The organism is Cryobacterium sp. SO1, assembly GCF_004210215.2.
In the GTDB taxonomy this organism is placed as follows: Bacteria; Actinomycetota; Actinomycetes; order Actinomycetales; family Microbacteriaceae; genus Cryobacterium.
The window spans coordinates 3,396,105-3,409,066 of sequence record NZ_CP067394.1; the positions used below are offsets into that span (position 1 = coordinate 3,396,105).

A 12,962-nucleotide genomic window follows, 5' to 3' on the forward strand; every position below is an offset into this window, starting at 1 on the left:
TCCCGCTCAGACGCCCACGTCACGCTGCCGCAGGGTGAGCGCCGCCACAGCGCCCAGCACTATAGCGGCGAGGTAGAACAGCGCCAGCGTCCAGCCGTCCGTGCCGTTGGTCAGCGGGCTGTTGCCGAATGCCGCGTAGTACGGCGAGAGGTCGTGCAGCCATTCGAGGTCGGTGCTCTGGTTTGCGATGGCGTTGAACACGTAGCCGGTCACGGCCACGGCCGCACCGCCGCCGATGCCCCAGATCCGGCGTCCGGTGATCGCGCCGCAGAGCAGGGCGGTGCTGCCGCAGACGAGCGCGAGGCCGCCGAAGAGCAGGCAGGTCTCGATCAGGTTGGCCACGTCGATGTCGAGTTCGGCCGGGCCGTTCCAAAACTGGATCACCACGAACGCGACGAGCGCCAGTACCAGGATCTTGACCGTCAGCGCGGCGAAGCGTTGGGCGACCACCTCCTCCCGGGTCACGGCGTGCGCGAGGGTGAGCTCCAGCTGGCCCGATTCCTCGTCGCCGCCGATCGCGGCCGCGCCCCAGCTGATGGCGGCGATGCTGATGAGCAGGAATCCGATCAGGCCGAAGAAGGTGGACTGGGTGTACCCGGCGCCGGTGTTGATCTGTTGGTAGTTGAGGGTGCGGGTCAGCTCGGTCGGCAGACTGTCGATCAGGTCCTGCATCTGAGAGTTTCCGCTCATGCTCGGGAAGATCGGCAGGTACAGGCTCAACGCCGCGGTGAAGCCGACCGACCAGCCGAGCAGGGAGCGCCACCCGTCGACGAGGGACTTGGTGAAGATCGGTAGTGCGGTGCGCCGCACCAGCCGGAGCCGGTCCACGGGGAGCCGGTCCCCGGCAAGCCGAGCCCGGGTCGCGGTCATGGCCGGGCCTCCGGCGCCGAGTACAGGCGCAGCACCGCTTCCTCGAGATCCGGTTCCTCTATCACCAGGTCGGTGAGGCTGAGGGTGGCGATGGCCTGCACAAACGGGGTGATCGCGCCGCTGAAGACGGCAGTGGCCTCGGCGCCAGTCTCCGTCGGGCGGCAGTCTAGCTCGTCCATGCCGGCCAGGTTGACCAGCCGGCCCTCCAGGTCGGCGATGGTCAGGCCGGTTGCGCTCAGCCGGAGGTGGCGGATGGCCGTGTCCCGCACGGCTTCGACCCCCGCCACCGTGATGATGCGACCGTCGCGCAGAATCGCGACCTCGTCGGCGGCCTGCTGGATCTCGCTGACCACGTGCGAGGAGAGGAACACGGTCTGGCCGGCATCCCTGGCCTCGCTCACCAGAGCCAGAAACTCCTGTTGCATGAGCGGGTCCAGGCCGCTGGTCGGCTCGTCGAGCACCAGGAGGTCCGGCTGGTGCATGAACGCCTGCACGATGCCCAGTTTCTGTTTGTTGCCCTTGGAGAGGGTGCGCACCGTGCGGTCCAGGTCCAGGCCGAGCCTCTCGGCCAGCTCGTCGACCCGGCCGGTACGCACCGGGCCGGAGAGGTTGGCGTAGTGGCGGAGGAGCCGCCGGCCGGTGACCCGGCCCTCCAGGATCAGCTCACCGGGCAGGAAGCCGATCCGGAGACGGAGCTCGGGGCCGGCGTTGCGGGAATCGGTGCCGAGCAGGGTCGCCCGCCCGGAGGTGAGCCGGATCAGGTCGAGCAGCGCCCGCATGATGGTGGTCTTGCCGGCGCCGTTGGGCCCGATCACCCCGAAAACGCTGCCGCGAGGAACGGTGAAACTCACCCCGTCGAGGGCGAGCGTGCTGCCGAAACTCTTGACCAGCTGGAATGCCTGGATGGCGGTATCGGAGGACGTTCGCATTGTCGTCACGGTGCTGAGCCTAGGCAGGCCGGTGCCGGGCCACAAGCGGTCCGGATGCGGCCTGGTCCGGTGTGCAGGAGCCGGCCAGCCGGCCACCTGCCCCCGCCCGGACGAGTTGCCCCCGCACACCGGGGCAGCTGGTCCGGAAGGGGGCAGTTCGGTATGAGGCCTCAGTCGCCGGCCTGCACGACGCGGTTGCGGCCGTCGCGCTTGGCCACGTACATGCGCACATCCGCGGCCCGCAGCAGCGCGGAACTGGTGTCGGCGTCGTCGGGGGCCCGGGCCACACCCAGGCTGGCGGTGACCCGCAGCCCGGCAGCGATCGGCGACCAATCGTGCTCCAGGACAGCACGCCGCACAGTCTCGCAGAGCGTCCGCACGGCGGTCGCATCCAGCCCCGGCATGATCAGGAGGAACTCCTCCCCGCCCAGACGGGCTGCGACGGCACCCGGAACCGGCGCCATCGCCTCGGCCAGAATCCGGCCGAGCTCCCGGAGCACCTGGTCACCTACCTCGTGCGAGAGGGTGTCGTTGATGCGCTTGAAGCGGTCCACGTCGAGCATCGCGATCGACACGGGCGCGCCGCCCTCACGGAGCAGGGCCAGCAGCACGTTGAGGTGCTCGTCGACGAACCGCCGGTTGGGCAGCTCGGTCAACGGGTCGCGTTCGGCCATTTCGCGGTAGTGCTCGCTTTCCCGACGGGATTCCGCGGTCTGGAACATTGCCTCGAGGATGCGCCCCCGCGCCTCGTTCTCGCTGGCACCGAGCGCGATGGACTGCTCGTGGTAGCTGCGGTAGGCCTCGAACGCGGCCTTGAAATCGCCCGTCTCGGCGTGGATCTCGGCCTGTTCCCTCGTGGCCTCCGTCGCCCAGCGCACCAGGGTGTGCTCCGTGGTGAGCTCCCGGCACCGGTCGATCACGGCCTGGGCTTGATCGAAGCGGCCCTGCCGCCGGTAGGTCTCGGCCAGCGTCACCAGGGCGCACGCGATACTGTCCGGGTGGTAGTCGACGGGCTGGGCTTCCAACGCCGCCACCAGGGTGGCCGCGGCATCCTTCAGTCGCCCAGCGGTGAGGTACACCCTGGCGATGGTGTCGCGGGCGTACATCCCGATCGGGCGCTCGTTGAGCGCGGACAACGAGATGAGGCTCTCCACGGCGGCGAGGGCTTCGTCGTGGTTTCCGGCCAGGTACTCGGTGTAGGCGAGGTTGTTCAGTATCTGGTACCGGATGCTGGTTTCCGGGTCGTCGATCACCATCCGCAGCGCCTCGTTGTACCGGCGGCGCGCCTCATCGAACGACCCCGCCGAGCCGAGGGCGTCGGCCAGGGTCAGCCGGGCGGCGGATCGCATCAGCGGCAACTCGGACTCGTCCATCAGGTCGTTCGTGGCGACGGCGTGCTCGAGCGAGAGCGCGCGATCACCGACGAGTTCGAAGATCGAGCCGAGCACGTCGTGGCAGCGGGACTGCAGGGCGAGTTCGCCGTGCCGCTCAGCCCAACGGAGGATGTGCTGCACCTCGGCCGCACCCTGCCGGGGGTCACCCCTGCGGGTCATGATCGAAGCCACCTGCACCTCGAGGCGGCGGCTCAGTGCGCCGTGCTTGCCGGGCCCCAGCTCCGCCAACCAGTCCTGGGCGGCAGCGAGCGCGACATCCTTGTCGATCCAGTACTGACGCTCGACCCAGGCCAGGCGCTCATCGACCGTCTGCTGCTCGACCACCATCGCTGTGCCCCACTCCCCCGGTCGGTTCCAGCGTTGGCTTTCCTTCCGGAGGCCTTCTCATGAGAGAGGACGCACTGTTGCGCTCAGCCTAGTGTCCGCCCACTCTTTTCTCACCCGATTCGGGCGATCCAGAACTGCCCTGGGTGATTACCGTGAATAGCAGCCAAGGACTGTGACACGCTGCCCCACTGCGGCGGCAGGGCCTCGGCCAGACGTAACAGAGAAAGGTGCCGACCATGAGCTTCTGGTCAAGTTTCTGGGATTTCATTGGATTCTTCTTTTGGACATTCGTGTTCGTGTCCTACCTGTTCGCACTCTTCGCTGTGATCATCGACGTATTCCGGGATCGCACGATGAACGGCTGGGCGAAAGCGGTGTGGCTGCTCTTCATGGTCTTCGTACCGATCCTGACGGTGCTGGTCTACGTCATCGCACGCGGCCGGGGCATGGCGGAGCGCCAGGTCAACGCCGGCATGCAGGAGAAGGCGAGCACCGACGAGTACATCCGGTCGGTCGCCGGCAGCACTCCGGCGCAGGACATCGCCCAGGCCAAGCAACTCCTCGATTCCGGAGCGATCAATCAGGGCGAGTACGCGGTTCTCAAGGACCGCGCGCTGGGCAACACCCAGGCCCGTTCCGACGTGGTCTGACCCGAACAGCAGCGGGCGGCGCATCCCGGATGCCGCCGCCCGCTGCTGCCGTGCCCTGTCTGGAACCCTGCAGTCCGGATGCGTGCAGTCTGGATGAATGCAGCGCTGCTGTCTGCCGTGTGTGACCTTCGTCGCTACACGGCAACTTTCCGGCGTGACGGGAAGGCGTGCCTTCGGCCGAGGATGACGATCACAAGGGCGACCGCGGAGAGGGCGATCATCGCGATGGGGAGCGCTGCCGGTCCGCTGCCATCGACGAGGAGCGCGCCGATCGCCCCGCCGCCGAAGATGGCGAGGTTGAACACGGTTGTGAGCATCGCGTTGGCAACGTCGACGCTCTCGCCGGCCGCATCTCCGATCGCCGTCTGCAGCTGTGTAGCGGCGCCGCCGAACGCGACGCCCCACAGCGCCACCGCGACGATCGTCACCGGCAGTGAAGCCGGCAGGGCGAGCAACAGCGCGCCGGCGACGATAAAGGCCGCCGTGCTCAAGACGGTAAGGCGTCGGAGCGATCGGTCGATGAGGGTGCCCGTGATCCAGATGCCGACGAGTGCGGCGATGCCGAAGGCGCACAGGGTAACGTCGGGGCGCAGACCGACTCCCGCGCCTTCGAGGTACGGCGCGATGTAGGAGTAGAGCAGATTGTGGGCGAGCATCCACGCGAACACCACACCGAGGACCACGGCGACACCCGGGATCACAAGCACGCGCCCGAGGGGAACTCTGGTGCCTGATCGCTGCCCTGGGGCGTTCGGCACACACCCAAGCACCAACAGCACCACGACCACGGTCAGCACGGAGACGCCCGCGAAGGACCACCGCCAGCCCACCATCGAGCCGAGCCACGCGCCGAGCGGCGTACCGATTGAGAGCGCGACCGGAGTGCCGGCCATCGCGATCGCGAGGGCGCGGCCTGCATGCTCGGGGGCGGCGATTCGACGCGCGTAGCCCGCGAGCATGCCCCAGATCAGGCCGGAGAATGCTCCGGCGATGAAGCGCACGACGAGGGCGATCACGAGTGTCGGCGCGATCGCCGTGAGCGTGTTGGCAACGAAAAAGCCAAGCAACCCGATGACCAGCAACGGCTTGCGGGACGCGCCCCGCGTCATCGCGATCGTGGGAATCGCGGCGACGACGGTGCCGAGGGCGTAGACGGTTATGAGCTGGCCGGCGGTGCCGTCGCTGATCTGGAAGTCGGTGGCGAGTTGGGGAAGCAGGCCGGCCGGAAGCGTCTCGGTCATGATGATGATGAACCCGCTGAGGGCCATCAGAACGAGGGCGAGAACGGGCAGGCGACGTTCGGCCTCCGGCAGTTTCACGGCGGTGGTTTCGGGTGCTGGTACGTTCACTACTGACTCCTCAATTTATGGAACGAACGTTCCTATAGTGACGAACACGCCTCCGTGTGTCAAACTGGAACGAACGATCCGAAAGGACAGAGATGGCACAACAGGGACGACCGCGGACCTTCGTCGAGGAGGAGGTGCTCGACGCCGCGATGCAGGTGTTCTGGCGGCACGGGTACGAGGCGTCGTCCATCGCGCAGCTCCGTGCGGCGACCGGGCTCTCATCGGCGAGCCTCTACGGCGCCTTCGGGTCGAAGGAGGGCCTGTTCGAGCGTGCGATCGAGCACTACATCGCCGGTCCGGGACGGGTGAGCGAACTCGTCGGCGACCTGAGACTCGGCCCTCTCGACGCGCTCGGCCGGATGATTCACGGCACGATCGAGATGCAGTCCGACCTGGCGCATCCGGGCGGGTGTCTCGTGGCGCTCTCAGCGACCGTTGGGGCGGGCGGCGACGATGACGTCGCAGCGCGGAGTGTCGTCGCCGCACGTCGGGCGGAGGATCGAGCGGGCATCGAGGCCTGCATCCGTCGAGGCGTCGCTGCCGGCGCAATCCCTGCCGACCGTGATCCTGTGGCCTCGGCGATCCTGGTGCACTCCTTTGTGCTGGGGGTCTCCACGCAACTGCTCGACGCTGTGCCGCCGGCCGCGCTGCACACCGCTGCCGACCTCCTCCTCAACGGCCTCCGTCGGTAGCCCTAAGCCCGTTTGCGGTGCGGTCTAGAAGCCGCGCCCGCCCGTGACCGGCAGCACGGCGCCCGAGGTGAACGACGAATCCTGCGACGCCAGGTATACGTAGGCAGACGCCAGTTCGGCGGGCTGACCGGCCCGGCCCAGCGGGGTGTCCTGGCCGAAGGTGGGCAGCTTGTCCGGCCAGGACGTCGCGGGGATCAGCGGCGTCCAGATCGGTCCGGGCGCGACGGCGTTGACCCGCACCCCGGTGGATCCCAGCTGCTGGGCGAGCGCCTGGGTGAACGCCACCAGCGCAGCCTTGGTCATGGCGTAGTCGATCAGTTCCGGTGACGGGCTGGACGCCTGGATCGAGGTGGTGGTGATGATCGAGGAGCCCGGCGTGAGGTGCGGGATCGCGGCGCGGGCGATCCACAGCGTCGCATAGAGGTTGGTCTTGAAGACCCTGTCGAATTCCTTGGTCTCCAGGGTCTCCAGACCGTTCCGGTTCTCCTGGTAGGCCGCGTTCAGCACCAGGATGTCGAGGCCGCCCAGTTGGGCCGTCGTGTGCTCAACGATGTCGATGCAGTGCTGTTCGCTGCGGATGTCGCCGGCCAACAGCACGGCGCTCCGCCCGGCGGCGCGCACCAGGGCCGCGGTGTCTTCGGCGTCGTCATGCTCTTCGGGCAGGTACGAGATGGCCACGTCGGCGCCCTCCCGCGCAAAGGCGATGGCGACGGCACGGCCGATCCCGGAATCGCCGCCGGTGACCAGCGCCCGCTTGCCCTGGAGCTTGCCGGTGCCGACATAGCTGTCTTCGCCGTGGTCGGGGCGAGGGACGGTGGCCCCGGTCAGGCCGGGCTGTTCCTGCTGCTGCAGGGGGAAGCCGCCGGTGTGGAAGGCGGTGGTGGGGTTCTGGAGGTCGGTCATGTGGCTCCTAGCCGGGACGAGGGGTCGAGGGCCGGTTGACGGCCTGCCGGGTTCAGTGCTGAGACGGGAACCGGGACCCAAACGTCACGGCAGAAGCCGGATTCGGTCCGCTGACCCCGGTTCCAGATCGTGGCGAGCCGCCAACCAACGCTCCAGCTCCAGGGCCGGAATCGGCTGTGACATGAAGAAGCCCTGCGCGTGATCGCAGCCGTACCGGGCCAGCTCGTCGTACGCAACACTGCTCTCCACACCCTCGGCGACCATCCGCAGGCCCAGGCTGTGGGCCAGGTCGATGGTGGACGCCACCAGGGACGCGGCGCGGGCGTCGTCGGCCATCGGCACCACGAAGGAGCGGTCCAGCTTGAGTTCGTCGATGGGCAGGTCCCTCAGGTAGGAGAGCGAGCTGTAGCCGGTGCCGAAGTCGTCGACGGCGATCTGGATCCCGGCCTCCCGGAGCCGGCTGAGCACGTCCCTGGCTCGGCCCCTGTCGCTCATCAGGAAGTCCTCGGTGATCTCCAGCATCAGCGCCGACGCCGGCAGCCGGCGTGCGGTGACCATCCGCACGATCTCCTCGGGGAACTCGACGTTCACCAGCGAGCTGGCCGATATGTTGACCGCGATGGTCAGGGAGCGGCCGGCGTTCTGCCAGAGCACGGCCTGATCGAGTGCCGTACCCAGCACGATCCGGGTGAGCGCGTGCATCAACCCCGATTCCTCGGCGAGGTCGAGGAAGTCCACGGGCAGCAACAGGCCGCGGGTGGGATGCTGCCAACGCACCAGAGCCTCGACCCCGGTCACCTCGCCGGTTCGCAGGCTGATCTTGGGTTGGTAGTACACCACGAGCTGGTCGTCGGACACGGCCAGGCGCAGTTCCTGCAGGGTGCGCAGCCTGGTGTCGCCGTGGCTGTCATCTTCGGACTGGTACACGTGGTGACCGCCCCGGCCGGACTTGGCCTTGTACATCGCCATGTCGGCCCGGCGCAGCAGGTCGCCGAGGTCGTGGCCCTGCTCGGGGAAGAGGGCTATGCCAATGCTGGCGCTGGTCTGCACGGCCAGCCCCTCGAGGCTGAAGGTCTGCGCGAGCGCGTCGCGCAGACTCAGCGCCACGGTGGTCGCCTCGGCCTCGCCGGCGTTCACCAGCAGGATGGCGAACTCGTCACCGCCGAGACGGGCCAGCGTGGCGTCCGGCGGCAGCGCCGCGGCCAGACGGTCGCTCACCTGCACCAGCAGCCTGTCGCCGACGTCGTGGCCGAGGCTGTCGTTGACTTCCTTGAACCTGTCGAGGTCGAGCAGCAGCAGCGCGCTGTGCCGTTGCCGCGTTGCGTCGCGGCTGAGTGTGAGCAGCGCCGGCGCATCCGCGTAGAGCGCCCTCCGGTTAGGCAGGCCGGTCAGGTCGTCCGTTCGGGCTTGCCGGCGCAGCAATCGCTGCCGGAACACCAGCGGGATCGCGGCCAGGGACACGGTGAGGCTGGCCAGGATGACCGCGGCAACGGGTTGCACCACCTGCGTGCCGAGGATCAGTATGCCCAGTCCGGCGGCAACGGCGACGGCGGGCACGAAGAGGGCCGGGGTCTTGCGGTCCCCGGCGGAGGGGCCGCGGTGCGGGCGGCCGGCGGCGTCGACCCACACGACCATCAGCGCGAGTCCGAGCGCCCACGCCGCGTCGAGCGGCAGGCCGACGAGGTAGGTGCCGCTCACCTCGACGAGCGCGTAGACCACGTCGGCGGCGGCGAAGACGACGAGGCCGCCGACCAAGAAGGCCCAGCGCGGGCCGATGCGCAAGCCCGGAGCGGCGGCGATACCGGCGATGACGGCGACCAGGAGCAGGTCGAAGCCCGGGTAGGCCACCGCGATGGCCGTCGCCAGGATCGCCGACTCGTCAACCGCTTCGGTGAGTACCGGGGCGAGGAGGGCGGCGAGGACCGCGGCGGCACCCAGGGCGCCGACGGCGCTGTCCAGCAGGACCGACCAGGCCAGGCCGCGCATCTGACTGCGCACCAGCGCGACCAGGGCGGCGAGCATCAGCGGGTAGAAGAGCAGGTAGCCGACATCGGCCGGGGACGGGAACGCCAACCCGCCCGCGGCATCCATCGCGGTCACCTCGTAGGTGTCTGCGGCGGCGTTGAACGTCACCGCGAGTGTGGCGAACAGCACGTCGCCGCGGGCGAAGCGGGTGCGCACGGCGGCCAGCCAGAAGACCGCGGCGGGCACCCATTGGGTGAGTACGCTCAGCCAGATGTCGACGAGGGGGTTCGGCCCCGCACCGTGCAGCAGCAGGCCGACGGTATACGCCGCCACCAGCACAAAAACGGCCCAGATCAGCCAACGGTCCCCGTCGCCGCGAAGCCTCCGGTCACGCCAGTTCACCCTCACGTGACTCTCCCTCAGATCTCCGCTCAGCCTACCGCCCGGCCGGTCGTGGCTTTGGTCACGCACCGAGGCTCGCGACAAGCGGAAAGGGCGTACCCGAAACGAGAGAATGACCCCGGCAACCGCCGGGGTCATTCTCTATGGGCTGGAAATGCCAACTCGTTTATCGAGCGGCAGCGGATCGGCCGGACCCGCGTGCCGCATTCGACGGGATCAACCCTGGCGAGCCTTGAATCGGGGATTCAGCTTGTTGATGACGTATGTGCGCCCGTGGCGCCGCACCGTCTGTGAACCCTGCATCTTCTTCATCGAACCCAGTGAATTTCGTACCTTCATCCTGGCTCCCTTCCGTCGGTTACCCAAAGCAACGCTGGGCGGCCGGATTTATTCCGCGCCGGCTGCCTCCGGCACGTCCAGCACCCGGCGGGGGCCGGCGCCGTCGGTGCGCAGCCGGTCGTCGGAGTTCACCACGGCGCACCGGGTCTGGGACAGGCAGCCGCAACCGATGCAGCCGGTCAGCTCGGCCTGCATCCGCTCGAGCACCGCCTGCTGCCGGGCGAGGTGCTCGCCCCAGCTGGCGGAGATGGTGCTCCACTCGGCCCGGCTGGGCGGGCGGCTGTCCGGCAGCTCTTTCAGCGTCTCGGCAACCTCGGCCAACGAGATCCCGTAACGCACCGAGACTTGGATGAGGGCGATGCGCCGCAGGACGTGGCGCGGAAAGAGCCGCGCATTGCCGTTCGAACGTGTCGCCGGGATCAGGCCCTGCGTCTCGTAGTAGCGCACGGTGGAGACGGGCACTCCGGCGCGGGCGGCAATCTGCCCGATCGGCAGGAGGTCGTTGCTGGACAAGTGCTCTGACAGTGGGCCGTCTCCTTGATCTCAAGTGCACTTGAGACGATATCGTAAACGAATGACCGCATATACGCTTCCTCAGCTGACCTATGACTACGCCGCCCTCGAGCCCGCCATCAGCGGACGCATCATGGAGCTCCACCACAGCAAGCACCACCAGGCCTATGTGACCGGCGCCAACGCCGCACTCGACCAGCTTGCGCAGGCCCGCGAATCCGGCAACCTCACCTTCGTCAACAAGCTGCAGAAGGACCTCTCCTTCAACCTCGGCGGTCACGTGAACCACTCCATCTTCTGGACCAACATGTCCCCGAACGGTGGCGACATGCCCACCGGCGAGCTCGCTGCCGCGATCGACGACACCTTCGGTTCGTTCGAGAAGTTCCAGGCGCACTTCACGGCCGTGGCCATGGGCGTCCAGGGCTCCGGCTGGTCGATCCTCGCGTGGGACACCCTGGGCCAGCAGCCCATCATCGTGCAGCTCTACGACCAGCAGGGCAACCTCCCCGCCGGCATCGTGCCGCTGCTCATGCTCGACGTCTGGGAGCACGCCTACTACCTCGACTACCAGAACGTGCGCGCCGACTACGTCAAGGCGTTCTGGACCGTCACCGACTGGGCCAACGTCTCCGCTCGCTTCGAGAAGGCGCGCGACACCACCTCGGGCCTGATCACGCTCTAACCACCCTCTCCCCTTCCGCGAACTGTGAGAAAAGCACCCAAAAACTCGAGTTTGTGGGGCTTAACTCACGGTTCGCGAACCTGGATGCGGTGGCGAGTGTGGTTGCGGTCGGCTCGCGCCTGCCAGAACTCCAGTTCGGTCGGGCGCAGCGCGTAGAGCTGCCAGGCCGGATTGGGGGTGCCGTCGGCAGCGGGGCGTTCGGCCCAGTCCCGGGCGGAGCCCTTTGCCGAGAGCTCCACGACCGGGCCGACCAGCCGCACCTGACGGCCGAGCTCCGACCAGTAGAAGTTCATCGCGGCCTGCGGGTTGGCCGTCAACTCACGGCCCTTGCGCGAGGTGCGGGAACTGGCGAACTGCCAGCCGTCGTCGTCGACGTCCTTGAGGATGAGCATCCGCGACGACGGAGCCCCGCCCGTCTCGCCGAGCACGCTATCGGCGGATGCGCCGACGGTCGCGAGGCTGAACGCGTGCGGCTGCCGCACCCCGGCGGCGAGCGCCGCCTCGAGCCAGTCGAGGAACAGTTCCACCGGGTCGGCCGGGGCGGTCGCCGGGTCGAACAGTGGCAGGTTGTCTGGGAAGTCGGGCAGGGCGCGGAGCCGTGCTCTCAAGGTGTCACTCACGTTCGCGAGCCTACCCATCCGCCCCGCGAACCGTGAGAAAAGCACCTAAAACTCGAGATCTTCGGTGCTTTTCTCACGGTTCGCGAGAGGGAGGCGCTAGACCCAGGTGCCCTCGAGGAGGGTCGCGTGCACGTGCAGGTCGGCGTCGAGGAGGACCAGGTCGGCCCGGAGGCCGGGCTGGATGCGGCCGCGGTCGGTGATGGCGAGCAGATCGGCGGGATTCTGGGTGGCGGCCCGGATCGCGAGCGGCAACGGCACCCCGGCGGTGAGCACGGCGTACTGTAACGCGTGGCTGAGCGTGAGAACGCTGCCGGCTATCGTGCCATCCTCCAGTCGCGCCTGACCGTCGACCACTCGCACATCCAGGGCGCCCAGTTTGTAGTCGCCGTCGGCGGCGCCGGCCGCGGCCATGGCATCCGTCACGAACACCGGGCGGGCGGGGCTCTCGGTGATCAGGCGGACCACGGCCGGATGCAGGTGCACCCCGTCGGCGACGAGTTCGGCGAACACCGTCGGGTCGTCCAGCAGCGCCAAGGCGGCACCCGGCGCCCGGTGGTGCAGCGGCCGCATGGCGTTGAAGACATGGGTGCCCGCGGTGGCGCCGGCCGCGATCGCCGCCTGGGTGAGGTCGTAGTCTGCATCGGTGTGGCCGACGGCGGCCACGGCGCCGTACTCAGCGATGCGTGCCACGGCGGCCAGGCCACCCTCCAGCTCCGGCGCGATGGTGACCATACGAACGGCGCCACCACCGGCCCCCATCAGCCGGTCGACGCAGTCCGGGTCGGGCAGTAGCAGCAGGTCCTCGTCGTGCGCGCCCCGGTGCGCGGGGCTCAGCCACGGGCCCTCCAGGTGGATGCCGGCCAGCAGGCCGCCGCGCACAAGTTCGGCGAGCGCCCGCACCAGCCGTTCCATCTCGTCGATGGGCGCTGTCACCAGGCTGGCCATCATGGTGGTGGTGCCGTGGGCCAGGTGCGTCTGGGTGATGCGCGCAGCAACGGCGACGGTGTCGGCGTCGTTGAAGCTGACCCCGCCGCCGCCGTGGTTGTGGGCGTCGATGAATCCCGGGGCCAGAATCCCGCCCGGGAGGCTGAGGTCCGCGGGTCGGGGTGGTTCGCCGGCCCCGCAGGCGACGATCAGAGCGCCGCTCACCTCGACCCAGCCGGGCGAGTACTCACGATCGGGCAGGATCACCGTGCCCGCGGCGAGCAGCAGCGGCATCTCGGTGCCCGGCCCGGCATCGCCCGGCAGCTCCGGTGCGTGCCCGGGCTCCGTGTCGGATCGGGTGCTGAGCGGTGTCATGACGATGTCTCCAGGATTCGAGAGG

Annotated in this window: 13 protein-coding genes; 3 read left to right on the forward strand and 10 right to left on the reverse strand. The window is 68.6% G+C overall.

The genetic code is table 11. The annotated features are described in order from the left end of the window. Positions 1-6: 6 nt before the first annotated feature. The 3 genes from BJQ95_RS16115 to BJQ95_RS16125 form a co-directional block, all read right to left on the reverse strand. A complete protein-coding gene (locus BJQ95_RS16115; RefSeq protein ID WP_130176295.1) occupies positions 7-870 on the reverse strand; it encodes an ABC transporter permease subunit in 864 nt (287 codons plus the stop codon). After that, a complete protein-coding gene (locus tag BJQ95_RS16120) occupies positions 867-1,799 on the reverse strand; it encodes an ABC transporter ATP-binding protein (protein ID WP_130176301.1) in 933 nt (310 codons plus the stop codon). The genes BJQ95_RS16115 and BJQ95_RS16120 overlap by 4 nt, the downstream gene beginning before the upstream one ends. A gap of 170 nt (positions 1,800-1,969) precedes the next feature. Continuing rightward, entirely contained in the window at positions 1,970-3,520 is a 1,551-nt protein-coding gene (locus BJQ95_RS16125) for a diguanylate cyclase (protein WP_130176294.1), read from the reverse strand. A 236-nt stretch (positions 3,521-3,756) separates the two neighbouring features. Here BJQ95_RS16125 and BJQ95_RS16130 point away from each other — a divergent pair, with 236 nt between their 5' ends. Then, the gene (locus tag BJQ95_RS16130; RefSeq protein ID WP_130176293.1) at positions 3,757-4,170 is read left to right on the forward strand and encodes a PLDc N-terminal domain-containing protein; all 414 of its coding nucleotides are present in this window, start codon (positions 3,757-3,759) and stop codon (positions 4,168-4,170) included. A gap of 134 nt (positions 4,171-4,304) precedes the next feature. Here the strand turns inward: BJQ95_RS16130 and BJQ95_RS16135 are convergent, their stop codons facing one another. Beyond that, complete coding sequence (locus BJQ95_RS16135; protein WP_240694583.1) at positions 4,305-5,519, reverse strand: MFS transporter; 1,215 nt, start codon at positions 5,517-5,519, stop codon at positions 4,305-4,307. A 92-nt stretch (positions 5,520-5,611) separates the two neighbouring features. Between BJQ95_RS16135 and BJQ95_RS16140 the strand changes: the two genes are divergently transcribed. Then, complete coding sequence (locus BJQ95_RS16140) at positions 5,612-6,211, forward strand: TetR/AcrR family transcriptional regulator (RefSeq protein WP_130176292.1); 600 nt, start codon at positions 5,612-5,614, stop codon at positions 6,209-6,211. Positions 6,212-6,235: 24 nt separating this feature from the next. On the opposite strand, the gene BJQ95_RS16145 is transcribed toward BJQ95_RS16140, so the two are convergent. The 4 genes from BJQ95_RS16145 to soxR form a co-directional block, all read right to left on the reverse strand. Next, the gene (locus BJQ95_RS16145) at positions 6,236-7,114 is read right to left on the reverse strand and encodes an SDR family oxidoreductase (RefSeq protein ID WP_130176291.1); all 879 of its coding nucleotides are present in this window, start codon (positions 7,112-7,114) and stop codon (positions 6,236-6,238) included. A gap of 84 nt (positions 7,115-7,198) precedes the next feature. Beyond that, complete coding sequence (locus BJQ95_RS16150; RefSeq protein ID WP_130176290.1) at positions 7,199-9,487, reverse strand: bifunctional diguanylate cyclase/phosphodiesterase; 2,289 nt, start codon at positions 9,485-9,487, stop codon at positions 7,199-7,201. Positions 9,488-9,697: 210 nt separating this feature from the next. Next, complete coding sequence (gene ykgO, locus BJQ95_RS16155) at positions 9,698-9,820, reverse strand: type B 50S ribosomal protein L36 (RefSeq protein WP_130176289.1); 123 nt, start codon at positions 9,818-9,820, stop codon at positions 9,698-9,700. A gap of 48 nt (positions 9,821-9,868) precedes the next feature. Then, positions 9,869-10,333, reverse strand: coding sequence for a redox-sensitive transcriptional activator SoxR (gene soxR / locus BJQ95_RS16160; protein WP_130176288.1), 465 nt, complete (start codon positions 10,331-10,333; stop codon positions 9,869-9,871). Between the two features lie 61 nt (positions 10,334-10,394). On the opposite strand from soxR, the gene BJQ95_RS16165 reads away from it, so the two are divergent. After that, positions 10,395-11,018 (forward strand): superoxide dismutase, encoded by a 624-nt coding sequence (locus BJQ95_RS16165; RefSeq protein WP_130176287.1) that lies wholly within the window; start codon positions 10,395-10,397, stop codon positions 11,016-11,018. Between the two features lie 65 nt (positions 11,019-11,083). On the opposite strand, the gene BJQ95_RS16170 is transcribed toward BJQ95_RS16165, so the two are convergent. Both BJQ95_RS16170 and nagA read right to left on the reverse strand, forming a co-directional pair. Then, positions 11,084-11,638 carry a pyridoxal 5'-phosphate synthase gene (locus BJQ95_RS16170; protein WP_130176286.1) on the reverse strand — a complete coding sequence of 185 codons (555 nt, stop codon included), beginning with the start codon at positions 11,636-11,638 and terminating at the stop codon, positions 11,084-11,086. A 96-nt stretch (positions 11,639-11,734) separates the two neighbouring features. Then, the gene (gene nagA, locus BJQ95_RS16175) at positions 11,735-12,937 is read right to left on the reverse strand and encodes an N-acetylglucosamine-6-phosphate deacetylase (RefSeq protein ID WP_240694582.1); all 1,203 of its coding nucleotides are present in this window, start codon (positions 12,935-12,937) and stop codon (positions 11,735-11,737) included. Between the last annotated feature and the right edge of the window lie 25 nt (positions 12,938-12,962).